Origin of the sequence: [Scytonema hofmanni] UTEX 2349 (assembly GCF_000582685.1) — a bacterium.
Lineage (GTDB): Bacteria > Cyanobacteriota > Cyanobacteriia > Cyanobacteriales > Nostocaceae > Hassallia > Hassallia hofmanni.
On sequence record NZ_KK073768.1, the window covers coordinates 4,799,817 to 4,823,303 of the forward strand.

19 protein-coding genes and 1 pseudogene are annotated in these 23,487 nt (G+C 40.7%); 13 read left to right on the forward strand and 7 right to left on the reverse strand.

The genetic code is table 11. The features are described from left to right. Positions 1-185 precede the first annotated feature (185 nt). The 3 genes from TOL9009_RS0126960 to TOL9009_RS50595 all read left to right on the forward strand — a co-directional run bounded on the left by TOL9009_RS0126960 (position 186) and on the right by TOL9009_RS50595 (position 3,585). Positions 186-1,067, forward strand: coding sequence for a hypothetical protein (locus tag TOL9009_RS0126960; RefSeq protein ID WP_029636225.1), 882 nt, complete (start codon positions 186-188; stop codon positions 1,065-1,067). 24 nt (positions 1,068-1,091) lie between these two features. Beyond that, positions 1,092-3,014 carry an Hsp70 family protein gene (locus TOL9009_RS0126965; RefSeq protein ID WP_029636227.1) on the forward strand — a complete coding sequence of 641 codons (1,923 nt, stop codon included), beginning with the start codon at positions 1,092-1,094 and terminating at the stop codon, positions 3,012-3,014. A gap of 310 nt (positions 3,015-3,324) precedes the next feature. Further along, positions 3,325-3,585, forward strand: a complete 261-nt coding sequence (locus TOL9009_RS50595) for a XisI protein (protein ID WP_398344934.1) — start codon at positions 3,325-3,327, stop codon at positions 3,583-3,585. A gap of 146 nt (positions 3,586-3,731) precedes the next feature. Here TOL9009_RS50595 and TOL9009_RS0126970 read toward each other — a convergent pair whose 3' ends face one another. Then, the gene (locus tag TOL9009_RS0126970) at positions 3,732-4,751 is read right to left on the reverse strand and encodes a tRNA-dihydrouridine synthase family protein (RefSeq protein WP_029636229.1); all 1,020 of its coding nucleotides are present in this window, start codon (positions 4,749-4,751) and stop codon (positions 3,732-3,734) included. A 442-nt stretch (positions 4,752-5,193) separates the two neighbouring features. Here TOL9009_RS0126970 and TOL9009_RS0126975 point away from each other — a divergent pair, with 442 nt between their 5' ends. Beyond that, entirely contained in the window at positions 5,194-6,285 is a 1,092-nt protein-coding gene (locus tag TOL9009_RS0126975) for a saccharopine dehydrogenase family protein (RefSeq protein WP_029636231.1), read from the forward strand. A gap of 142 nt (positions 6,286-6,427) precedes the next feature. Further along, positions 6,428-6,814, forward strand: coding sequence for a hypothetical protein (locus TOL9009_RS0126980; RefSeq protein ID WP_029636233.1), 387 nt, complete (start codon positions 6,428-6,430; stop codon positions 6,812-6,814). A 125-nt stretch (positions 6,815-6,939) separates the two neighbouring features. Here the strand turns inward: TOL9009_RS0126980 and TOL9009_RS0126985 are convergent, their stop codons facing one another. Continuing rightward, positions 6,940-8,238 carry a cation:proton antiporter gene (locus TOL9009_RS0126985; RefSeq protein ID WP_029636235.1) on the reverse strand — a complete coding sequence of 433 codons (1,299 nt, stop codon included), beginning with the start codon at positions 8,236-8,238 and terminating at the stop codon, positions 6,940-6,942. A gap of 275 nt (positions 8,239-8,513) precedes the next feature. On the opposite strand from TOL9009_RS0126985, the gene TOL9009_RS0126990 reads away from it, so the two are divergent. Further along, a complete protein-coding gene (locus TOL9009_RS0126990) occupies positions 8,514-9,542 on the forward strand; it encodes a D-alanine--D-alanine ligase family protein (protein WP_029636237.1) in 1,029 nt (342 codons plus the stop codon). Between the two features lie 95 nt (positions 9,543-9,637). Here TOL9009_RS0126990 and TOL9009_RS0126995 read toward each other — a convergent pair whose 3' ends face one another. After that, positions 9,638-9,886 carry a ribbon-helix-helix domain-containing protein gene (locus tag TOL9009_RS0126995; RefSeq protein ID WP_029636239.1) on the reverse strand — a complete coding sequence of 83 codons (249 nt, stop codon included), beginning with the start codon at positions 9,884-9,886 and terminating at the stop codon, positions 9,638-9,640. A gap of 234 nt (positions 9,887-10,120) precedes the next feature. Between TOL9009_RS0126995 and TOL9009_RS0127000 the strand changes: the two genes are divergently transcribed. Continuing rightward, entirely contained in the window at positions 10,121-10,492 is a 372-nt protein-coding gene (locus TOL9009_RS0127000; RefSeq protein WP_029636240.1) for a hypothetical protein, read from the forward strand. A 50-nt stretch (positions 10,493-10,542) separates the two neighbouring features. Here TOL9009_RS0127000 and TOL9009_RS0127005 read toward each other — a convergent pair whose 3' ends face one another. The 4 genes from TOL9009_RS0127005 to TOL9009_RS0127025 all read right to left on the reverse strand — a co-directional run bounded on the left by TOL9009_RS0127005 (position 10,543) and on the right by TOL9009_RS0127025 (position 16,702). Continuing rightward, positions 10,543-11,901, reverse strand: a complete 1,359-nt coding sequence (locus TOL9009_RS0127005; protein WP_029636242.1) for a (Fe-S)-binding protein — start codon at positions 11,899-11,901, stop codon at positions 10,543-10,545. Positions 11,902-11,977: 76 nt separating this feature from the next. Continuing rightward, positions 11,978-13,261 carry an FAD-binding oxidoreductase gene (locus TOL9009_RS0127010; protein ID WP_029636244.1) on the reverse strand — a complete coding sequence of 428 codons (1,284 nt, stop codon included), beginning with the start codon at positions 13,259-13,261 and terminating at the stop codon, positions 11,978-11,980. Positions 13,262-13,783: 522 nt separating this feature from the next. Further along, complete coding sequence (locus TOL9009_RS0127020; RefSeq protein WP_038296617.1) at positions 13,784-15,142, reverse strand: NAD(P)/FAD-dependent oxidoreductase; 1,359 nt, start codon at positions 15,140-15,142, stop codon at positions 13,784-13,786. Between the two features lie 333 nt (positions 15,143-15,475). Further along, a complete protein-coding gene (locus TOL9009_RS0127025; RefSeq protein ID WP_260675988.1) occupies positions 15,476-16,702 on the reverse strand; it encodes a damage-control phosphatase ARMT1 family protein in 1,227 nt (408 codons plus the stop codon). Between the two features lie 276 nt (positions 16,703-16,978). Between TOL9009_RS0127025 and TOL9009_RS0127030 the strand changes: the two genes are divergently transcribed. The 6 genes and pseudogenes from TOL9009_RS0127030 to TOL9009_RS0127050 all read left to right on the forward strand — a co-directional run bounded on the left by TOL9009_RS0127030 (position 16,979) and on the right by TOL9009_RS0127050 (position 23,316). Beyond that, positions 16,979-17,395 (forward strand): DUF4112 domain-containing protein, encoded by a 417-nt coding sequence (locus TOL9009_RS0127030; protein ID WP_029636250.1) that lies wholly within the window; start codon positions 16,979-16,981, stop codon positions 17,393-17,395. A 1,054-nt stretch (positions 17,396-18,449) separates the two neighbouring features. After that, a pseudogene (locus tag TOL9009_RS43895) lies at positions 18,450-18,521 on the forward strand (toxin-antitoxin system HicB family antitoxin); the annotation flags it as partial. Positions 18,522-18,596: 75 nt separating this feature from the next. Beyond that, positions 18,597-18,866 (forward strand): WD40 repeat domain-containing protein, encoded by a 270-nt coding sequence (locus tag TOL9009_RS42335; RefSeq protein ID WP_260675949.1) that lies wholly within the window; start codon positions 18,597-18,599, stop codon positions 18,864-18,866. A 94-nt stretch (positions 18,867-18,960) separates the two neighbouring features. After that, positions 18,961-20,712, forward strand: coding sequence for a DnaJ domain-containing protein (locus TOL9009_RS0127040; RefSeq protein WP_029636252.1), 1,752 nt, complete (start codon positions 18,961-18,963; stop codon positions 20,710-20,712). A 145-nt stretch (positions 20,713-20,857) separates the two neighbouring features. Then, the gene (locus tag TOL9009_RS43900; RefSeq protein WP_072022168.1) at positions 20,858-21,031 is read left to right on the forward strand and encodes a type II toxin-antitoxin system HicB family antitoxin; all 174 of its coding nucleotides are present in this window, start codon (positions 20,858-20,860) and stop codon (positions 21,029-21,031) included. After that, positions 21,028-23,316, forward strand: a complete 2,289-nt coding sequence (locus TOL9009_RS0127050) for an FdhF/YdeP family oxidoreductase (RefSeq protein ID WP_029636253.1) — start codon at positions 21,028-21,030, stop codon at positions 23,314-23,316. Before TOL9009_RS43900 ends, TOL9009_RS0127050 begins: the two co-directional genes overlap by 4 nt. Positions 23,317-23,487 lie beyond the last annotated feature (171 nt).

The following is a 23,487-nucleotide window of genomic DNA, read 5'->3' on the forward strand; positions in this document are numbered from 1 at the left end:
CTTTTAAACTTGAGTAAGGCAAAAAAATTTATATGTTGATCTACAAGCAGAGTAACTCATCGCTGCTGAAAATGCACAATGCAAAATAGCAGTTGAAATTAAAAGTTTAGTTGATCGTTCTAATATTGACGATTTGGAATAATATCAAGTTCTACTGTGAGTAACTTTAAAGTCTTCTGAATGCGATGAAAACACTACTTACACTTTTTAGCGAAGAACGCAACCAACTCCAGACAGATATTGACAAAATAATCAGCGTCGAGCAGGTAGTTAAGCTGGTTCAGAACCGACTCGATAATTTTGAAAGAATTTACATCAGCGAGTTAAATGTCGCTCAAGTACGTCTGGCTTCCTTTTTTTTGGATACACTACGTCACTCGATCGCTACTCTTGCTGCGGCTAACTTTCCTGAAGTCGCTCCCACAGAGCAAAAGCAAATTATTAACCAAATTAGTAAGTTTTCCCCTAACAGGTTAATCCTAAAACTGCTAAAGGGACTAATTTATATAGGTATTTTAAGTTCGTTATTTTCCTTAACTCAAACTACCCCTTTGGCATGGATGGCTATCTTGCTAACCTCTGTGCTTATAGGGCTGGAAGTTGTGCTTCAACTCGAAAAAGACAAGTACGAAAACAATTCATCTGAGCTATTAAAATTACCCCAACCTATTTTACGAGTTGATAGCAAAGTCCTTTTAGATAACCTTGCTGATGCTCTCAACACTATTGATTTAGCAGTTGTTAGAGTGAAAGAAGAAAATAAATATGAAGACGATCGCACCATAGAAGAACTACCAGAGCTATTAAATTTTATTCAAAGGCTAATGGGTGCATCAAAACTTAATAAACCGGAAATGACGATCGCATTAACGAAACTTCTGCCACAAATTTTAATGGAGCAGGGAATTGTTGCTCAAATTTATCGACCAAATGATGATCGCGAGTATTTTGACTTCGAGCCAAGTATCGACCCTGACACCAAAGATTACGTGACTATAACTCCCGCTTTATTAAAAGGCGATCGCTTGCTGAGACGCGGACGGGTAATTGAGCCAGCGTCCAACTAAATAATTGAGAATAATATTAAAAATATGGAAATTTTAGAAACAATTGGTTTTGATTTAGGACACGGTGAAACAGCTGTAGCTAAAGCTATAGTTGAGAGTATCGAACCCCCAGAGATGCTGGAGATTAATAATAAGAAAAATCAAATTACGGCTCTTGGTTGGCATCCTAAACTCGGTTATCTTGTGGGAGAACAAGCATTAATCCAAGCCGGTGTTACCCAGTTAAAAATTTCTTTCAAGCAAAAACCAAACAACGATCCAAAATATCGGGAAACAATTACCACTTTTCTGGCAACCTACTATCACCTTTTGAAAGAAAGCAGACAAATTGAAGGTGGAAAAAGTAACTATTTTTACGTTGGTTGCCCCTCAGGATGGTCTCTTAGCGAACGAGAAGAATACCAAAAGCTACTTCAAGAAGCTGGCATTCCCCAGTTGAATGTTGTACCCGAATCGCGAGCTGCTTTCATGCAAGCTAAGGAAGCTGGGAAGCTGGAGTATGACAAACTCAAATCATCGGTGCTAATTGTCGATATTGGTTCTTCAACCACAGATTTCACCCTGGTTAAGAGCTTACATGAAGTGCCGATAGATTTCGGAAGTAACGCTCTGGGAGCATCTTTAATTGACAAGGCTATTTTTGCCCACACTGTTGCCAAACACGAGCAATCATCGTTACTAGAAAAAGTATTTGCGGAATATCCACATCACCAAGCTCGTTGTGAAATTGCCTGCCGCAAAGCTAAGGAAGATTACTTTTCTAATGAACAACTATACAGCGATCCTGAATCTTTTGCCCGTGGTTTCGAGTCTATTAACGAACAAATTTATTTTATTCCCCAAGTTAACAAATTTCTAATGGAAGAAATATTGAATCAACCTTTACTCGAATTGGAGCAAAAAAGTTGGATTCAGTCATTTAAAGAAGCTGTCAGCGAGGCAAAAGAAAAGGTGGAAAAACTTGACCTCGTGCCGAAACTTGTGCTGATGACCGGTGGTGCATCCCGGATGAAGTTTACCCACCAAATTTGTCAAGAAATGTTTTCTGAACCAGAAACGCTTCTTCGACCCGATCCGGAACCAGAAAGGTGTATTGCGCTGGGTTTAGCGCGAGTCGGACGATGGGATTTGCGTGCCACTGCTTTCAAAGAAGAAGTCAACAAATTATTTGATGAAAACTTGCTTAAAAATTTGATTGAGAAACATATCCCGGAATTAATTGAATCGTTAACTAAGCCGTTAGCAGATAATTTGATTGAACACGTTGTTAAACAAGGTTTAAAAGGCTGGCAGAAAAACAAAATACGAACCTTAGCCGATTTGGAAACATCTATGAAAAGTCGGGCAGAGGAGTGGTTAAAAAGCGATTCCGTTCAGCAGATAATTAACCATCAATGCACTTCTTGGTTTAACAATAAAATCCAACCCGACTTAGCTGCAAAAACCGATCCAATATGTCGAAAGTATCAGATACCTAGAAGCAGTTTAAGATTTGAGGATAGTATTGATCCAGCTTTTGTCAACCCAGAATTACGAATTGGAGATACTATCCTTGCCGACACCGTAGCATTTATCATCAATGTAGTAATTGGTGGAGGCACTATTGCTAGCATCATTACTCTAATACTAACGGGACACTTGATTTTGCCGATCGCATTGGTGTATGGAGCTTCAGTAATGGCAGCAGGAATGGAGTTAAATCGCAAAAGTGTGAAAGAGGCAATTAAGACAAATGTTGATGTCCCAGGTTGGATGCGTTCTACTTTTTTGAGCGACAAGAAAATTGATGATATGTGCGTTTCCATAAAGCCTGAATTAGAGAATATCCTTCGAGAACAACTGACAGCGAATCAAGAGGCTTTTGACCAACTAATTGAGAAAGTTGGGCAAGGATTGCAAAAAGCTCTTTCCACGAAGGTTGAAGAGGCAATAATTTTGATTCAATAACGCGGTGATGTAGTTGTCTGCTATCTTCCTAATTTGCTGATCTGAAGTAATATCATCAGGACTTACGCAACTGGCACATTTATTTGAGAACTGTCACATTGAATTAATTTGGCTCTAGCGTTTATAAATCAATACTTACAAGCATTAACCTCAAATTTCAATATCTGTGCCAGTTGACATTATTTTGTGACGCTTGCGTAAGTCCTGATATGTACGGTCAAACAGCCATAATAAAAGAACCCCACCCGCCTGTGGCACCCTCCCCGCTTGCGGGGAGGGTTGGGGAGGGGTTCTTCATGAATTATGGATAATTGCGCGGAAAAGCGAAGTCGTTTTTGATAGTATAAATAACCGTTATTTACTGGTAAATGTAGGATGCGATGGAGAACGAAGAGTTCATGGTTGTATCGTTCATATCGACATCATCAATAGCAAAGTTTGGATTCAGCGCGACGGAACCGAACATGGTATAGCTGATGACTTGACAGGAGCCGGAATTCCTAAAGACCACATTGTATTAGGTTTTCGAGAACCTGAACTTAGGCAGTATACAGGATACTCTTTAGCATAGAAACGGTGCCAAACTAAGTACAGCTTTGCATTAATTCATGACGAAAATTTATCACAAAAACTCTGCGTTACTTTGCGCTTACCTCCGCGCTCCTCTGCGTTAAAAAACGCTACGAACTTACGCAAAACTGTACTAAGTTGCCATAGTTACAGACCTGAGTAAGGTGCTAGGGCAAAAGTTTTCGTTTCTTCGACAAGAAGAAAGCGATCGCACAGATTAAGTAGTTCTACCTCAGTCTGCGTGTGTCGCATCAGCCGCAGGAAATGACCTTCAGCGTCAACCAAGAGGGCAATGTAGTTGAGGAACATTTTCAGGTAGCCGACACGCGATCGCACTGGCATAGTTGCGGCTGTGGGGGTTTGGCATAAACGATCAATATAGTTGCGTACCTCCACTAAAGGAACCGGTGCGATCGCCTCTTTTCGCAAAGCCTGCCGAATTTGATTAAAAATCCAAGGATTCCCGATCGCCCAGCGTCCCACCATCACACCTGCCGCACCGGTTTGAGAAAGCACTTCAATAGCAGTTGTGGCAGAGTGGATATTGCCATTAGCAAGCACTGGACAATCGACCCGTCTGACCGCTTCACCGATCAAATCATATTTTACTGCCCCGTGGTACATATCTTTCACCGTGCGACCATGCAAAGAGAGCAAGTCAATGCTGTGGCGATTAATTATATCTAGAATTTGGTAAAAGTTATCTGTATTTTCAAAGCCTACGCGCATCTTGACCGTTAAAGGGCGATCGCTCACAGCATAACGCAGTTCTCCCAAAATCCGATCCACTTTTTCGGGTTCTCGCAGCAATCCACCCCCAACATTTTTGCGATAAATTCTAGGTGCGGGACAGCCCATATTCAAGTCCACTCCAGCGATATTATAGTTGCAGAGTTCCTTTGCTGTTCTTACTAAGTCGGGAATGCTTTCGCCAATCATTTGAGCAAAAACAGGGCGACCCGTGTCGTTTTCGGTAATTGCTGCCAGAATGTTACGATTAAGGCGTGAAGTATCATTCACGCGGAAATACTCGGTGAAGAAGTAGTCAGGACTGCCGTAATGGGCAATAACTTTCATAAACCACAGATTTGTCACATCCTGCATCGGCGCCAGAGCAGTGAGGGGTAAGTTTGGATGCAGCGATTTTGGGAGCGATACCTGGGACATAGAGATGAAGAGCGATTAACAAAGCATCACTCTATCAAAAAATGGTTGTTAAGGAGATTTAAGATTTTGGTGTATTATACCATTTCACCAAATGCTTGATACAAATTTTCCCCCGCAAGAAAGCGTCCTGCTCCCTTGCTGACTTTTCACGTCATGTGGAAAAGCTAACGATTGACCTAACCCCCTAGTCCCCTTCCCGAAACGGGAAGGGGGGAAATTCAAAGTCTCTCTCCTTGTAGGAGAGAGATTTAGAGAGAGGTTTTCCAGATCCCGTGAAAAGTCAGGCTCACTTGCGGTCTATTTTATCAATTTTAAAGTGAAGCAGTATTAGCGTAAGATTTAAAAATCTTCCTTCTTGGGTAGGTGATATCCATACTTGTTATTGATGACAAAGATAACGGAAAATTGATGTAATCAAGGTACTTTTGCCAATTCTGGAGCAATGATAAATCGGGTTTTAATTCTTGGAGGACGGGGACGGATCGGCAGTAGTGTTGCCCAGGATCTAGCCACACACACGCAAGCGGAAATTACCATCACTGGGCGATCGCCAGATATTGAAACTAGCGATATGCCTCGGAAATTTCTGATTTTAGACTTAGCGGAGGTTGACAAATTGCGGAGTGCGATCGCGTCTACCGATTTAGTCATCCACTGTGCCGGTCCATTTCACTACCGCGATGCCAATGTTCTGAAAATTTGCATTGAACAAGGCGTTAACTATGTAGATGTTAGCGATCACCGTTCATATACCAGCAAAGCTTTAAAATATCATGAACAAGCTATCGCTGCTGGTGTTACGGCAATTGTTAATACTGGTATTTTTCCTGGTATTTCTAACAGCATGGTACGTCAAGGTGTCGAGCAATTCGATACAGCCGAAAAGATACATTTGAGTTATTTGGTATCTGGTTCTGGTGGTGCTGGTGTCACCGTCATGCGGACAACATTTCTAGGGTTGCAATATCCTTTTGATGCTTGGATAGATGGCAAATGGCAAACAGTTAAGCCTTATAGTGAACGAGAAGCTATTAACTTTCTTCCCCCATATGGACGCACTGGAGTTTACTGGTTTGATATGCCAGAAACTTTTACACTACCCCACGCTTTCCCATCAATCAAAACCGTAATTACTAAGTTTGGCTCAGTACCCGATTTTTACAATCACATGACTTGGATCACTGCTCATGTATTTCCAAAATGGTTAATGCAGAAGCGTGGCACTATCGAATTTTTGGCTCATGTAAGTCATTTTATGACCGATGTGACTAATAACTTTACTGGTATTGGGGTAGCAGTACGCTCAGAAGTTACAGGGCAAAAAAACGGTGAGACAAGAATTTTTTGCTCAGACTTATTGCATCAAAATACGGCAATAGCTTCTGGTTCTGGCACGGGTAGTATTGCCCAATTATTATTAGAGGGCAAATTGAATAAACCAGGTGTTTTTCCTGTAGAAGAAGCCCTAACAACAGATTTATTTGAATCTACCATGCAAAGCCGAGGAATTAACATTTATCACAATTGGTTATAGCAAAAAATTAATGTATCCTCCGATAGAAGGTAAAGCTGTACTTAAACACTTAGGATTTCTCTGAGCCTTGCAAATGGTGTAAGTAATTGTCTTTATTTACGCCAATTGAAGGCTTATAACAGAAAATTAGGAGGTTTTTTTCATGCTTAGAATTTTATTAGCTTTAAAACAAGTACTACTTTCAAGTATGTTGGTTTTTGGTTTGATGATTTTTATCAGCTTGTCGGGTTTAATGATGGTGGTTCAGCCTAGTTATGCAACCACACTAGAAGAATTAAAGTTGATACCTCCAGAGTATAAACCAACGCCACAAGAAAAAATTGACCGCGCTTACGAACGTAACGAAGCGGCAGGTTTTCGCGAAGAAAAGCGAGAAGAAGCTTACGAACAAGCAATAAAAGACGGTGAAAGCCTTGATACGATGGAAAAGGCTTACGAAAGAAATGTAAAAGCTGAAAAAGCACAAAATTTCCCAGAGGGTTTCGGTGAAAAAGTTAAAGAAGTGATTGAAAAGGTGACAGGGAAGTAGAGTAATGGGGGATGAGGGGGATGAGGGGGAGTTTGTCTTTTCCTCTTTGTTGTCTCCCCCATCTCCCCCATCTCCCCCATCTCCCTCCATCTCCCCCATCTCCCTTATCTCCCTCTCCCCCTCCCTCACTCAAATTCATCAACTGTAGCGGGGAGAGTTGCATTTTCATGCTTGGCAATTTTGCGCTCGTACCAATTCATTAATGGTGTTGAACTAATTCCATGTACAATTACTGAAACAACAATAGTTGTGTAAGTAATCCAGCCAATTTGTTCACCAAGTTTGCCTTTTAAACCATTACCAAATGCATAAGCAAGATAATATAAAGAACCTACACCGCGAATACCAAACCAACCAAATAGCCAGCGAGTTCGTGAGTCCATTCTTCGATGACGCGAGGAAGACGATCGCATACCATTTGTACTAATCCAGGCTCCCACAGGTCGAATCACAAAGAATAAAAATACTATCACTAATAAAGATTGACCAGCATAATCAAGCATCGGTTTAAATAATAATATCGTTCCCAATATTAAAATTGTCCCGACTTCCAACAGCTTTTCAATTCGCTCTACAAATTCTAATTGTTGCAATGGTTTCTCAGGATTTATGTAACTACGCTGTACAACTAATCCAGCCACAAATACTGCCAAAAATCCATAGCCGTTAACAATTTCTGTCAAGGAGTAAGTTAGCAAAATCGTGCTGATTGCAACAAAATCTTCCATTAATTCATCAGCACGACGGCGTTTTTGAATTTTTTTATCAATCCAAACTATTGCTTTGGCAACGATAATTCCCATGAAAATAGCAGAAGCGATCGCCCAAATTAAATCAACTGCAACCCACTGTTTAAACCAGTTGTTCCAATTATCATCTTTTAAGGCATGAATGCCAAAATAAACAAAGGGAAAAGCTAGAGCATCATTTAAACCACCTTCAGAAGTTAAACCAAAGCGCAACTCATCTTGGTCGTTTGTATCTGTTAGTTGTACTTCTGATGCTAAAACAGGATCAGTTGGTGCTAAAATTGCTCCTAATAAAATTGCCTCTCCCCAATTCATTCCTAAAAACAATTTGCCTACTACAGCTAGCGCAAAAATGGAAATTGGCATCAAAAATACAATTAACCGCGTCGTAATATCCCAAGCTTTTAAATGTAGCGGACGAACGATTTTTAAGCCGCAACCGAACACAGAAACAATCACCACAAACTCTGTTATTCGTTCCAATACCTCAGCGTTGAATCCATCTCCTTGACGCAATTTAATCAGCCCTAAACCATAAGGTCCGACCAAAATACCTACCACTAGATAGATGAGGGCAAAGGAAAGAGGTAAACGCGAAATCCAGCCTGAACCTAGCGTAACCATTAGCAAAAGTAGACCAATGAAAAGGAGATCGAGAATATAAACATCTACCATAACGATTTGTATAAAAAAATAAACTTCGTTTTGTTAGTTTAGAGGCGATCGCTTTTGGTTATAGATACCTTATGGTAGATTTCTGACAAGTATATAAATTTTATTTTTATCTCTGCGTTGTTTGGGTGCGTGGAGTCCTTGAGAAATTTCTGGGGTAAAAGGTAGCAAATAAACGGCGTTGATGCTATGCAAATATAAATTTGCCTCACGCAAAGACGCAAAGAATAATATAATGTCCGCTTAAAGACTTATAATTAACGTTAGGAAGATGAATCATGACAGTACTTCGTATCCTTCATTTAGTTGGGTCTGCACACAATGATTTTTACTGTGATTTGTCACGCCTTTACGCTCAAGATTGTCTGGTAGCAACGGCAGCTCCATCGCGCTATGACTTTCAGATTGCATACATCACACCCGATCTCCAGTGGCGATTTCCTCCCTCCCTCAGCCCTGAAGATATTGCTGACACCAAACCGATTCCTCTGTTTGATGCCATTAAGTTTATAACAGCGCAAAACATTGACCTCGTGTTACCACAAATGTTTTGTATCCCTGGAATGACTCACTACCGCGCACTATTCGACCTGCTTAAGATACCTTACATAGGCAATACTCCGGATATCATGGCAATAGCGAGCCACAAAGCCAGAACCAAGGCAATTGTCGAAGCAGCAGGAGTGAAAGTGCCTCGTGGAGAAGTACTCCTGAAAGCAGACATTCCGACAATTAGACCTCCAGCGATCGTCAAACCCGTAAGTTCCGACAACTCTTTAGGGATGGATTTAGTCAAAGAGGCTACTGACTATGACGCTGCCCTGAAGAAAGCATTTGAATATGCTTCGGAGGTCATTGTAGAAGAATTCATCGAACTCGGTCGAGAAGTCAGATGCGGCATCATTGTCAAAGACGGGGAACTAATCGGTTTACCCCTTGAAGAGTATCTGTTAGACCCCCATTCCAAACCCATTCGCAACCATGCTGATAAACTGCAACAAACGGATGATGGCAACTTACGTTTTGCCGCTAAAGATAATATCAAGTCTTGGATTGTAGACCCTAATGACCCGATGACCCAAAAGGTTCAGCAAGTGGCTAAGAAGTGTCATCAGGCTTTGGGTTGCCGTCACTACAGTTTATTTGACTTCCGCATCGATCCAGAGGGACAACCTTGGTTCTTAGAAGCTGGGTTGTATTGTTCTTTTGCTCCCAAAAGTGTGATTTCCTCTATGGCTGCATCTGCGGGAATCCCTTTAAATGAGTTATTGATGATGGCGATTAATGAAACCTTGGGCATGACATGATATATCGCAAATCACCCCTTTAGCTTTTTTGTGACTTGAAAAGCTTTAGTGCTTGTGCGATCGGCGTCATGTTTGATTTAATATAAGCGATCGCTTTAAAAATTCACTAAACCAAGATCGCGTTCAACCCTGCAAATGGCTCCCTCTTTTAGTTGTTCTCTAAGGTCAGCTAACGCTTTCTGCTCGATATAATATTGCACGGCTTCGTTGATCAATCGACTGCGATCGCGTTGGCGGAGCCTCTCGAAGAGAAGCGTGACGTACTCGGCATCGCCTTTTTCTGCCACTTGATCGATCAGTTTAATCGTCTCTTCTGGCAAAGTGATATTCAGCCTGCGATGCATAATTTTTTATTTTTTGCTGTACTTTCATTCTACACATCTTTAGTGTGTATTTAATAGCCATTAAAAAAGCTAACAAAGTTGCAGATGGTAAATATTGTTACTTTAGGCATGATTTAGGGCAACTTAAATACAGAGTTGCACACAAGTCAACTTTGTATTAGTAAGTACACCTCAGTGAACGATAAATGAATGACTCAGATTCTCAACTAGATGTAAATATCCCTAATTTACAAAATGGAACAGTTAGAACAAAATTATAAAGCCCTATATAAATATTTTGTAGGCTTTAAAAGCCAGTTAGAAGATTTAAAACAACAACTTCATCAGCCTTCAGAAATTGACCCTTTACAAGTTTTGCAGTCGCAAGTTTACGCTTTGCAAAGGCAGTTGCAGGATTCAGAGACTGTGAGTGATGTTGGGGATGCAGCAACTACAGAAATGATTGTTGATAATGCAGAAATAGCGACACCGATTTTTGAGCTAGATATTGATACAAAAGCGCAAGAAAGAATAACATTTACAGCTTTAAGTAATGACGAATTCAAACTAGAGAGAATGATATGGTTGATAGATATATTTGATCGTTCTGCTAAAAAGCCTGCGTAGGCAGGCTTGGTTCGTATAGCCCCACCCTTCTAGGGTGCGGGCTTTTTATATTAGATTTCCAACTTCTCACCCCGAATCGAATAATCCAACAATTCCATTGGATGCATCACAGAAATCTCCTTACCTTGCAACTTTAAATGTTTAGTAATTTGCAACGTACAACCAGGATTTGCAGAAGTAATTAAATCAGCGCCGGTATTCAACAAATTCTGCACCTTTTGCTTGCCCAATTCATCAGCAACATCCGGTTGCAGCATGTTATAAACTCCCGCACTGCCACAACACAAAGCCGCGTCAATCGGTTCTCTTAACTTCACCCCTGGAATTTGCCGCAATAACTGACGCGGTTGCACACTAATCTTTTGCCCATGCAATAAATGACAAGCATCTTGATAAACTAAATTCAATGGTTTCTCGGTAATTGGTGACAGTTTCGCCGTTAAACCAACCGTCGCCAAAAACTCTTGTGCATCCTTTACCTTACTAGCAAATTCCTTTGCCTTTTCGCAATATTCTGGGTCATCTTTTAACATATGACCGTATTCTTTTAAAGTGTGACCGCAACCAGCCGCATTGATAATCACCGCATCCACATTAGTGTCAGCAAAACTATCAATCATCTGTCTCGCTAAAGCTTTCGCTTGTTCACTTTGTCCTTGATGTTCGGGAAGCGCTGCACAACAACCTTGAGATTTAGGAATCACAACCTCACAACCATTTGCTGTTAAAACTCGCACCGTTGCTTCATTCACCGGCGAGAAAAATAACCGTTGCACACAACCCAAAATCACCCCTACACGATAACGTTTTTCACCTTTTGCCTTGATAATAGTTGGCAAATTATCTTGAAAAGATTTTAAAGTAACTTCCGGCAAAATTGATTCCATTGCTGCCAATCGGGGAGATATGCGTTCAAGTAAACCAGTAGAACGCACAAATTTTGGCAAACCTAATTTTTGATAAACAAACAATGGAACCAGTAAAAATCTTAAACGATTCGGATAAGGAAACAGAGAAAATATCAATTGACGAAATAACCTATCAGGCAAACTGCGGGGATAATTCCTTTCAACTTGCGGACGAGTAGCCGAAATTAACTTGTCATACTGCACACCAGAAGGACAAGTAGTCACACAAGCAAGACATCCCAAACAAGAATCAAAATGTTCCGCCGATGCCTCATTTAGCGCAATTTCACCCTCATTAATTGCATCCATCAAATAGATTCTTCCTCGCGGAGAATCCATCTCTTTACCAAGCACCCTATAACTCGGACAAGTCGCAAGACAAAACCCACAATGCACACAACTATCAATCAACTTCGGCTCAGGTGGATTCTTTTCATCAAACCCTTTCAAATTCTTCAAACTAGCCGTATTATTCTTTAAATTAGTATCTGAAACCTGCATACCTCTCCCCTCTCTATCTCTGTGTTCTCTGCCCCTCTGCGGTAGCCTGCGGCAAGCCACTTCGTGTCTACGTTTCTCAAATCCCCGCCACAAAACGACCAGGACTTAAAATATTCTTACCATCAAACTGTTCCTTAATACCCCGCATAATCTGCAAAGCATTACCCGAATATCCCCACACATCTACCTTTTGTTTTACAGCAATTGGTGCAGACAAAATAGTGAGAAAACCCCTATTACTTTCACAGAGCGATCGCATCTTCAAAACCTCACTTTCACCCTCAAGCCGCAACACTCCTAAACCACTACTAATATGAATCAAACCCATCTCCACCGAAGTCAAAACTTCCACCGCAGCAGTAGGTAACACTCCGATTTTGCAAGTAATTAAATCTGTCACATCAGAATGCATTTGCTCTCGCAATTTCTGCCATAAATCAGCTTCATCTGCGGCAGAGTAAATTGCTCCTTGTAAACCCAACTTTTCCCCTACTTGCAAAAGTCGGTTTGACTGTTCCTTCACACTTTCAACTATACTTTGGAAACAAGCGATTAATCCCAAACCATTACCCAAACCTAAATTAGACACCAGTTGACTTGAAAGCAAATCAGCTTGAGTTGGTGTCAGCGCAGAACCTCGCAGAATGTCCGCAGCTTGAGATATAGCAAGAGCCGTACCAGTTAGCACCACCGTCCCCGACATCTCCGGCAACGGATAAACTCGAAAAGTTGCTTGACTTATAATTCCAAGTGTGCTGTAAGAACCCGTAAATAACTTCATCAAGTCGTAGCCGGCAACATTTTTGACCACACGTCCCCCAGCTTTGGCAATTTGTCCATCAGCACGGACAAAGGTAATACCCAAAAGTTGATCTCGCACACTGCCGTAACGTTGTCGCAAAGAATTTGTATCAGCTGTGGCAATAATTCCACCAATAGTTGCTGATTCTGGTGCGCTGGGGTCGAGAGCGAGAAATTGCCGATGTTCGGCTAAAATTGCTTGGAGCTTCGAGAATCTCATTCCCGCTTCTACGGTGACAGTCAAATCTCCAACTGCATGTTCAATCAGTTTGTTAATGCGTTCGGTACTGATGACGACATCAACGCAAGTTCCTAAACCGCCCCAATTGATTTTACTACAATTACCGCAAGTTAAAACGCGCCAGTTATTTTGGTGAGCGTGGGCGATCGCTTGTGCTAATTCTTCGGTAGTGTGAGGAATTACAATGCAACTGGGAACGCTTCCAGGCATTATCGCCTGTAGAATACGCTCTTGGCGACTAATTTCGATATTTTCCCATAGGCAAACAGCATTTTCTTCCCCCACGATAGATGCAAAACTAGAGGCTTTTGCTTTCATCAGTTTATTTTTGAATCCCTAAATCTAATGTACTAGTTTTCACCAAAAAATAAGTAATAAATTAAAACACAGCATTGGGCATATACAGCAGATTGCGTTTTTATTGAATACACGTAGAGACGAAGCATGTGGAAGGTCTTTACAGGGTTTTGGGTTTTATGCATGTACCTCCTAAACCTGAAATATGCTGTAGCAATCCGATCGGGAGAGCTTGAAAAGTTAGATTCCCGACTTCTTAAAGAAGTCGGGAATCTGAACACCGCCAATTTTCACGCTTTTATCTAGGATTGCTATATCTAGTTTTAGATTATGTTCGTTTAATTGATATTAATAAAAAATCCGAAATCTTTGTAGAGACGTAGCAATGCTACGTCTCTACATTATATGTAATAAACCTGTCATGATATTAAATATAGATAGCAAAGAGAATCCCGATTTATTCAATAAACCGGGATTCTGACTAGTCATTTAGCTGTAAATAAAACACGATCAACTACTAACCAATAACCACTAATTTTTTATCTAAACATTAACTGTCGGTATATTTTTATCCTGTTTGTAATAACCGTTAATGTCTTCAACTTCTATTTCCTGGAGTGTTTCTCTACCTGTAATCAATCTTGCGCCGCGATTGCGAGTAAAATAGTTCCAGCCCCACTGAATCATGACTACTAATTTGTTGTCAAACTCAATTAAGAAGTAGATGTGAATTAATAGCCAAAATAGCCAAGCGAAGAAACCTGTAAGTTTAATAAAGCCTAAATCCACAACGGCTAAATTTTGCCCAATCATCGCTAAACTACCGCGATCAATGTAGTGAAACGGTGGTAAAGTTTTGCCTTTAAGTCTTAGTTGAATCAGCGAAGCTACGTATTCTCCTTCTTGTTTAGCTACTGGTGCAACACCGGGTAGGGGTTTACCATTTTGATAAGAAAAATTCGCTAAATCGCCAACTACAAAAATATTAGAATATCCCTTGATACTCAAGTCAGGTTCAACAATAACTCGTCCAGCGCGATCGCATTCCGCAGAAGTGCGTTCTGTCAAAACTTTTCCCATTGCCGACGCTTTGACACCTGCTGCCCATAATACCGTTTTTGCGGCAATCTCTGTAATCCTATCATTTTGTTTGATGGTAACGACATCATCTTTTATATTCGTTACCAATGCTTTTGTTTGAACTGTGACACCCATCCGTGTTAAAGATGCTTCTGCTTCGGCTGATAATTCTGGTGCGAAGGGTGGGAGAATGCGATCCATGCCTTCGAGAAGCAAAACTTGCGCTTCGGAAGTATCAATGTTGCGAAAATCTTCTTTGAGGGTGTGATATGCTAACTCGGCGATCGCTCCTGCTAATTCTACACCGGTTGGACCCCCACCAACAATGACAAATGTTAACCAAGCACGCCGCACTTGGGGGTCAATTTCCTTTTCCGCAGCTTCAAAAGCCGTAAAGATGCGACGACGCATTAACAACGCATCTTCCACAGTTTTCAATCCTGGTGCGAATTCTTCCCAGTCGTCTTTACCAAAGTAAGAATGTTTTGCACCTGTAGCAACAATTAATGTATCGTAAGGTACTACTTCATCACCTAAAATTACTTTTTGCGCTTCTGGATCGATATCATTGACTTCACCCAGCAACACTTTTGTATTTTTGCTTTTACTCAGCACCGATCGCAATGGCGAAGAAATATCAGCGGGAGATAACGCACCTGTGGCAACTTGATATAAAAGTGGTTGAAATAGATGAAAGTTCCGTTTATCAATCAGTGTAACGTTTACGGAAGCTTTGGCTAAGGCTTTCGCGGCGTAAAGTCCACCAAAACCACCACCAACGATTACTACCTGATGAGGTGGCTGATTGTCAAGTGATTTCATAAGAAATGTTTCCTTTTTCAAGCTGCTGTTATTATTCTTAACAAATTTACTTATATCAAGTTTGTCACATTTGTAGCTGTTTGGCTTGAACAGATGAAGATATGATAAAAGTAATCAAAGCTACATTTAATAGCGTGTCCAGCAAATCATGCATATTGTAGAGACGACGATTTATCGCGTCTCTACAAGGTAAAATATAGGTTTAGAGTGATGATTAAGCTACCATTCAAAAAAGCCAAAAACCTTGTATTTCAAGCTTTTTGACTTTTGACTTCCGCGTTCGCGTAGCGTCTCCGTTCACCGAAGGTGTCCCGAAGGGAAGGAGAAGCGGTACTAGTCTACTAATTGAATCACACCCCATTGTCCATTTGTGAGCCAATCAGAGTCAGATTTTGCGACTTGTTCAATAACTTCCGGTTTTAACCCAGCGACGACTTCCGACTTGAGAGTGCGTAATGCAACGATGGGGGCGGGGAAATAAGATACTATATCTGCAAAATTGGTGGTAAAATCCCAATGGCGATCGCCTAATAATCGGCGATAATTTGCATCACCTTTAATTACGATCAAATTCGCGGCTGATAAATCACTTTTGAGTAAGTCGGGCATTTCCCAAAAAGCTAAAGGTGATGTCCAAAAGTAATCTTCACACAAAATTAAGCGCTCTGAGGCAATATTTTCTTGCAACCGTTTGGCAAATAATGTAACATCTTCATGATTGGAAGCTGCTAAAAACTCAATTGTATGTAGCACATCTTTAATCATGGCATCAGAGACAAAAGTCGGGTGAGGTTTTAAATGTAGCTTTACTTGATTTGCTACATCACTACCCAAAAGAAAATCTACCAAACATAAATCGCAAACCAGTTCAAAACCAGCATTATCTATTACAAAGTCAATGCGTTTACCCTTACTAAGTAACAATTCCGTGACTTTGGCGGTATCATCGACTAAAATCTGACCTTGTTGACTTTGAATATCAAAACGACTGCGATCATTTTCCAATGCTGACCACAAACTTAAGTCAACACGATTTCCCCACAGCGCAAAATACAACAATGCAATCAAGGCTGTTTGATTTAACTTCTCTTCTTTTTGTGCATCAACCAACCATTGATTAAGTTGAATACACAAAGAGTTTATCGAGTCAATAGATGTTTCTAAACCTTTATTTTTCTGTAACTGAAATGGATCAATACCTTGCAATTCACCAGGACGAAAGTAATTAGTAATTTCCAGAATTAGACGATAAAAATAAGTTTCTGCTAAGAACCAAGGAACATCAATCCAAGGTTGACCTTTGAATGGTTCTAGATATTTGACCCAAGCTGAAAAATCAGCACCAGTGTCATGTAAAAGAGGTGTTAAAGGTTCTGATGGTAACTCACTGGCTAGTTGTTTCAAACAAGCATTAGTGTTTTCTGGGAAATTATTTTCAGCGATAACTCTACAGGCGATCGCAGGCATTCGTTGAGTTACTGTATACTCAGTAAAAGTACCAACTTCAGACCCCAAAAGTGGAGATGGTAGGGGCAATTTGGGAATATTTGGTGTTGTCACCACAAGTTCTTTTTCCCTCTTGATTTTTTGTTATTCTATCCTTGTTTTAAGAATTATCGCTGGAAAATTATAAAATATACCTAATAGTTAAAAAGTCATTAAGCTATATTTATCAACTAGAGACGTAGCAGTGCTACGTCTCTACATTCTTGATTGTACAGACGTTCGACCTGAACGTCTCTTGATTGTACAGACGTTCCGCCGGAACGTCTCTACTCGTAACTATTTCTAACGGTATAAGACAAACATCAAACAAAAGTGCAAATATTGTAAATTATGGACACCATTCAACGCCTAGCTACTCTCAACCGCATTCGTAAACTTAGCCGTCTGATGGATACATCTATCGGTATTCCTGGGACGCGCTTTCGTTTTGGGTTAGACCCAATTCTTGGTCTTGTTCCTGGTGCTGGTGATTTAATCAGTACAGCATTCTCGGCTTATATAATATATTTAGCGACCCGCGTCGGTATTTCAAATCAAGATTTAAGGCAAATGATTTTCAACGTTGGTTTGGAAGCAGTTGTTGGAACAGTGCCTTTAGTGGGTGATTTATTTGATGCTGTTTATAAATCTAACATCCGCAATTTAGCAATTTTGGAAAAGCATTTAACAGCGGTTGAACCAGAATTCTCTGAAGTCGCTTTGGAAGAAGAAACCAATCTCGCTTCATCAAAATACGTGGATATATAATTCTATAATTTGCACGATAACGTAGTAATGGCTTCAGCCCTTCAAATTCTTGAACTGAGCGATAAATGATTTTACTACCTCTAGTAAGTAGGAGGGCGTTAAAAAACATAACTATATTTTGTCATTGCGTTCGCGGAGCGTCTCGTAGAGAGGAGGCACGACGTTCGCGCAGCGTGTCGCAGACAAGCAATCGCAAGGGTTTTAAGTGTTTTACCTACTTATCCATTTTTGATCTATGTCATAAAAAAATGGGTTAATAATTCGTACTTTTCATAAATTTCGGCTCTATCAAATCGCCATTAGTACAGGTTGCTTGTACAATCTTGTGGTTTATTCACACAAAGATTTTTCTACAAATTAGAAACTACATACAGCAGATTTGAGGTAAATGAAGTAAGTAGATAAGTACGATAAAACCTAACTACGTCCGAAGCGAACGTAACGAAGTGAAGTGAAGCAATCACAAGGGTTTCGAGGGTTTTACATTTCGTTACATAGGTAGGTTTATTTGTGCCTACCTACTTACATATATAAAGCCCCTCTCCTTGTAGAGACGTAGCACTGCTACGTCTCTTTTATTCGATGAAAGCGGAAGCTGCTGTAATACACTATATCTCAGAGGAAATTAGGCTATACCTACATTGGTGTACTTGTTACACTTTTTCTTGTCACCATCTTTTATTTGCAAAGTCGTCAAATACGGTTTAGACGACATTAAGCCAAAAGTACCTAAAATAAAGTATTCAGTGCCAGATTAACCCGCCAAAACCTATATACATTCGGGTTTTCCGGTCATCAATACTAAAAAAGATCCCCCTTGACATAGTATTAATATTGATACTATTATAAATTTATATATGGCACAAATAGAAAAAATCCTTGCTCAGTTAAGGAACAACCCTAAGAACGTAAACTTTACCGAGAAGAGTGAAGGTTTGCAATCATTATTTTGGAGAACCCAGACAGCAAGGAACAAGCCATTGTGTCTATAAAACCCCTTGGGCTGGAGATCCTCGTGTAAACATTCAAGAGAAAAAGGGGAAAGCAAAACCGTAGATTAGCTATAGAAGCGGCAGAGCAAAATGTTAGCTTAAATCGCTATGTAAGCCTTAAACTTGCATGTTAAAGTTTTCCACTATAACCGGATAGGAATGAAAAACTAATTAACCAAAACTCTATACCCGTCCACCGTGGCGGGTTTTTGTCATATCTAACCCACATTCCGCACTTCAACTTGAAGTACGGAATGTGGGATAAAACTATTAGACTTTGGGATGTAAAAAGTTGCGAACAACGCTGTATTCTTACCGGACATTTGGGAGCAGTTAATACAATTGCTATTAGTCCTAATGGTCAAACTTTAATTAGTGGCACTACAGACACCACTTCCTGGTGTGCTAGCTTATGGGCAGACAAGGGAAGAAGCGATCGCTCTTGTTCAAGCATTAGCTTTACGGGTTTTAGCAGATAAGCTTGAACATGTTAAGAGCCTCACATAGAATTGGTATAAGAAAGATTTCATTGTCTATGCTGTAAGTAACTTTAACTACCTATAAATAAAACAAGTGACGCAACAGAACCGAACAGGTGCAGCATTTATAGCTGGAGGAAGCTTGGCAGGTGCTGGTGTTTCCGCATCTGTCGGTGGGATGGGATTAGCGGGAGGATTTGGAGCTGTTGGAATTGGAACAGTTCCTGTGGTTAGTGCCGGTGCTGTTGCTGGTGCAGCTGCTTATGGTGCAATTAATGCGATCGCACAGGGAGATGTTGTAGCTTTCGGTGCAATGGGAATTGGTGCGATCGGTGGTGTTGGGGTTTCTAATGTCATTGGTGGTATGGGATTAGTAGCACCAAAAATAGGTTTGGCATTTGGTATTGGCACAGTACCAATGGCAGGAATTGGTGCAGTGGTTGGACTTGCAGCTTATGGTATTGCCAAACTGTTAGACGAATCTGGAATTAGTGAAACTCCGGCAGAGCTTTTTGAGCGGATGGAAGAAAAAGTTTTGCAAATGGATTTTTATTCCGCAGCAGTTATCGAGTTAGATTTATTTTTATCTGGTGAGGATCTCAACCAACAATTTGCAGCCTTGGAAGTCGAAGATGATTTACAAGCGCTCAAGGCAGAAATACATAATTCCACAATATCAAATTCCTCGCCATCTATAACCCCAGAAACAAAAATAATATCCCTTAAAATCCAAGAAGAAGAAACTTGGAGATGTGTACAAACACTTCATTGTCACTCAGCCGCAGTTAATGCGATCGCTATTAGTCCTGATGGTAATACCTTTATTAGTGGTAGTAATGATAAACAAGTTAATTTGTGGAACTTAAAAACTGGAAAATGGCTTTATATTTTCTCTGGACAAGCAGAGGCAATTTTATCAGTTGCCATCAGTCCTGATGGAAAAATTCTTGCTAGTGGCAGTGTTGATCGTAAAATCAGTAGTTGGCAGCTAGAAACAAAAAATTTTCATCGTACATTCTCTTATTTAAATTCTCCCTACAGTCACACTGGCTTTGTTTACTCAGTTGCTTTTAGCCCTGATGGTAAAATTCTTGCAAGTGGTAGTAACGATAAAACTATTAGACTTTGGGGAGGCTACACAGGAACACTCAAATGTACTTTGAATGGACATTCAGATGCAGTTTTGTCTGTTGCTTTCAGTCCTGATGGTAAAACCCTTACTAGTGGCAGTGCTGATAAAACTATTAGACTTTGGGATGTAAAAACTTGGGAACAGCGCTGTATTCTTACCGGACATTTAGGAGCAGTTAATACAGTTGCTATTAGTCCTAATAATCAAACTTTAATTAGTGGGAGTACAGACACTACTATTAAGCTGTGGAATCTCCACACTGAGGAACTACTTTACACTCTGACTGGACACTCAACAGCGGTTTTATCTGTTGCTATCAGCCCAGATGGACAAACCCTCGCAAGTAGCAGCAGAGATGGTATCATCAAACTTTGGAACCTACAAACTGGGGCAGTATTACAAACTCAAACTCTTTCTGGTTGTAGTCCCGTTGCCTTTAGTCCCGATGGTAAAATATTGGTAAGTGGTGGTAACGGTGGAAGCATCAAGATTTGGTCTCAAAAACAAGACTTTAACCCAATACTATCTGGGAAATGGTGGGAAATCTTAGGCGTAAATCCAGGCAATCATCCCAGTGATATCAAACAAGCTTACCTTCAATTAGCAAGACAATATCATCCTGATGTCAACAGTTCGGCAACGGCAAAAGCCTCAATGCAAGCAATTAATCAAGCTTATAAAGAGTTCCTAGCGCAATTGAATAGAGGAAAATGAACTATGCGTTACCCGAAACCTTTGTAGAGACGCGATATATCGCGTCTCTACATTGTTTTTCACTCCTAGCGCAATTAAAAAACCAAGCGCGATCGCCTTCTGAGTGAGCTACTCTAAAATTATACATCTCCATCGCTATTTAAACATGACTAGAGAATTCAACGTAATTATAGAACGGGATTCCGATGGATACTTTGTTGCTTCTGTACCTAGTCTTGCTGGATGTCACACGCAAGCTAAATCTCTAGACGAACTAATGGAACGCATTCAAGAAGCTATTGAGCTTTGTCTACAAAAATCAAATAGGATTCCTATATGAGTCAAGATAACTTGCATTCTGCACAACAATTTCCCCCGTTTAATGACACAAACGAAGAAACACCAGATATCGGGGGTGGCTTACCTGTGATTAAATATTGGGCAGAGCATACACTTTCAGCCGAAGCACCAAAACTCTGGAAAACTCTACTTCATAATAGTGCTTGTCTATCTTGCTCTTGGGGAACGGGAGGACAAAAAGGTGGTTTTACGAATGAGGAAGGAGAAAAACTTCAGCGCTGTATGAAAAGTGTTGAGGCAATTTCGGCAGAAATTAAACCAGGTATAAAGCCGCAAATTTTTGAGGAACGCAGCATTCAAGAATTGCAAAAACTCACCTCAATGGAAGCAGATCGGTTAGGAAGATTGAGTTTTCCGATGATTTTGCGAGCGGGTAAATCTCACTATGAACGCATTTCTTGGTTAGAAATTTATCAGATAGCGGAAGCTGGTTTCCGTAAAACTCCGGAAAGAGTAGCTTCTTACAGTTCGGGTCGATCTTCTAACGAAGCGGCATTTTTGTTGCAATTGATGATGCGATCGCTCGGCTCTAATAATTTAGCTGACTGTTCAGATTTGTGTCACGCACCATCGACTTACGCACTTGAGCAGATGCTTGGTACAAAAACATCGATTGTGAATTTGGAGAGCTTGAAATCAGCCGATTGTGTGGTGTTGGCAGGGACAAATTCGGCTTATAATCATCCACGCTTGATGAATGAGTTGATCAAATTGCGCGATCGCGGTGGAAAGGTGATTGTCATCAATCCGATAATGGAAATTGGATTAGTTAAATTCGGTTCTCCTGCTTTCCCAATCAAATCTCTAATACCGGGTTCTGATATTTCTTCGCTGTATCTCCAACCGATTCCTGGTAGCGATTCTGTATTATTCACTGGAATTCAAAAAGCACTCATCGAAAAAGGAAGCATCAAAACGGAGTTTCTTCAAGCTCACACAGAGGGATGGGAAGCAGTAGTTGAGAATGCTCGCTCGATTCCTTGGGAAACTATTATTGAAATCTGCGGAGTATCCCAAGCCGAAATTGAGGCAGCCGCAACTATAATCAGCAATGCCAAAGGTGTTGTATTTGGTTGGGCAATGGGAATCACCCAACACGATAATGGCGTAGACAACGTTTATAGTATTGGCAACACTGCATTAATCAGTGGCAATATCGGCAGAGAAGGCGCCGGTTTAATGCCCGTGCGAGGACACTCAAATGTACAGGGGTTCGGCTCAATGGGTGTAACCACCCAAAAAATCAAAAAAGGACTTCAAGAAGCCTTAGAAAAGCTTTTAGGGCGTTCTCTGAGTGCCGTTAAAGGGTATAATACTCGTGCGCTGATTGAAGCCGCCGACGAGGAAAAGGTAGATACGCTCATCTGTCTGGGTGGAAATTTGTATGGAGCAAATCCAGATTCAACTCAGGCAAAACGGGCTTTAGGTAACATTGAAACTATTATTTATTTGGCTACGAAACCCAATTTAGGACACTTTCACGGGTTAGCAAAACAAAATACAATTGTCATTCCCGTACTAAATCGGTTTGAAAATCCTTATAAAACAACTGTTGAATCGGGCAATAATTTTGTACGTTTCAATGACGAAGGTGAAACTCATCTTCAAGACGCTGATTTGATTCCTGAAGTGGACTTTTTGACAGAGTTGGCTTATCGAATTCATGGTAAATATCCGGTAAATTGGCGCCAACTTCGAGACACAAAATTCATCCGTCAACTCATCGCCGAAACGGTTCCTGGATATGAGAAAATGGCGACAATTGATGAAACCAAAGAGGAATTTACTATTAGCGGACGCATTTTTACCACCCCTCACTTTCCGACTCCGAGCGGCAAAGCAAAGATGTTTGTTACACCACTACCGCAACTAACGCTTCCAGATCGAAAAGCCTTTGCCGCTGATGATGAGACTCAAGGGATTGTGGTAGCTTTAATGACAGGGCGTAGCTATGCTCAACACAATACTGTAGTCTATCAAATTGAAGATAAGTATCGGGGAATTCCCCATCGGAATTGCATCTTAATGAATCGAATCGATTTAGAACGGGCAGGATTGCACGAACATCAGCGGGTTACGGTTCAGGGAAACGCAGGGAAATTAGAAAATGTGGAAATCATTTATGGGGCAGTGCGTCCGGGTGCTGCGTTGATGTTTTATCCTGAAGTAAATGCGATTTTTAAAGCACCGATTGAAGAGCGATCGGGGACACCTGCTTTTAAGAGAGTGCCTGTGTTTGTGTATGCAAAAAATTCCAAGGGGTAAGATAATACGGTTCGGTTAAATATTTTTATTGGGCATTTTAGACCTGTAGAGACGCGATATATCGCGTCTCTACAGGTCTAAAATCACTACCAAAAATCTTTAATATTATGTCCTGATAATTAACATTAATAAAAATATCGCAACCCTCGTAGAGACGTTCCGCCGGAACGT

What these genes read in the sequence shown, in the direction of transcription:
- TOL9009_RS0126960 (WP_029636225.1), top strand. Translation starts at nt 186, where the DNA reads ATGAAAACACTACTTACACTTTTTAGCGAAGAACGCAACCAACTCCAG.
- TOL9009_RS0126965 (WP_029636227.1), top strand. Translation starts at nt 1,092, where the DNA reads ATGGAAATTTTAGAAACAATTGGTTTTGATTTAGGACACGGTGAAACA.
- TOL9009_RS0126970 (WP_029636229.1), bottom strand. Translation starts at nt 4,751, where the DNA reads ATGTCCCAGGTATCGCTCCCAAAATCGCTGCATCCAAACTTACCCCTC.
- TOL9009_RS0126975 (WP_029636231.1), top strand. Translation starts at nt 5,194, where the DNA reads ATGATAAATCGGGTTTTAATTCTTGGAGGACGGGGACGGATCGGCAGT.
- TOL9009_RS0126980 (WP_029636233.1), top strand. Translation starts at nt 6,428, where the DNA reads ATGCTTAGAATTTTATTAGCTTTAAAACAAGTACTACTTTCAAGTATG.
- TOL9009_RS0126985 (WP_029636235.1), bottom strand. Translation starts at nt 8,238, where the DNA reads ATGGTAGATGTTTATATTCTCGATCTCCTTTTCATTGGTCTACTTTTG.
- TOL9009_RS0126990 (WP_029636237.1), top strand. Translation starts at nt 8,514, where the DNA reads ATGACAGTACTTCGTATCCTTCATTTAGTTGGGTCTGCACACAATGAT.
- TOL9009_RS0126995 (WP_029636239.1), bottom strand. Translation starts at nt 9,886, where the DNA reads ATGCATCGCAGGCTGAATATCACTTTGCCAGAAGAGACGATTAAACTG.
- TOL9009_RS0127000 (WP_029636240.1), top strand. Translation starts at nt 10,121, where the DNA reads ATGGAACAGTTAGAACAAAATTATAAAGCCCTATATAAATATTTTGTA.
- TOL9009_RS0127005 (WP_029636242.1), bottom strand. Translation starts at nt 11,901, where the DNA reads ATGCAGGTTTCAGATACTAATTTAAAGAATAATACGGCTAGTTTGAAG.
- TOL9009_RS0127010 (WP_029636244.1), bottom strand. Translation starts at nt 13,261, where the DNA reads ATGAAAGCAAAAGCCTCTAGTTTTGCATCTATCGTGGGGGAAGAAAAT.
- TOL9009_RS0127020 (WP_038296617.1), bottom strand. Translation starts at nt 15,142, where the DNA reads ATGAAATCACTTGACAATCAGCCACCTCATCAGGTAGTAATCGTTGGT.
- TOL9009_RS0127030 (WP_029636250.1), top strand. Translation starts at nt 16,979, where the DNA reads ATGGACACCATTCAACGCCTAGCTACTCTCAACCGCATTCGTAAACTT.
- TOL9009_RS43900 (WP_072022168.1), top strand. Translation starts at nt 20,858, where the DNA reads ATGACTAGAGAATTCAACGTAATTATAGAACGGGATTCCGATGGATAC.
- TOL9009_RS0127050 (WP_029636253.1), top strand. Translation starts at nt 21,028, where the DNA reads ATGAGTCAAGATAACTTGCATTCTGCACAACAATTTCCCCCGTTTAAT.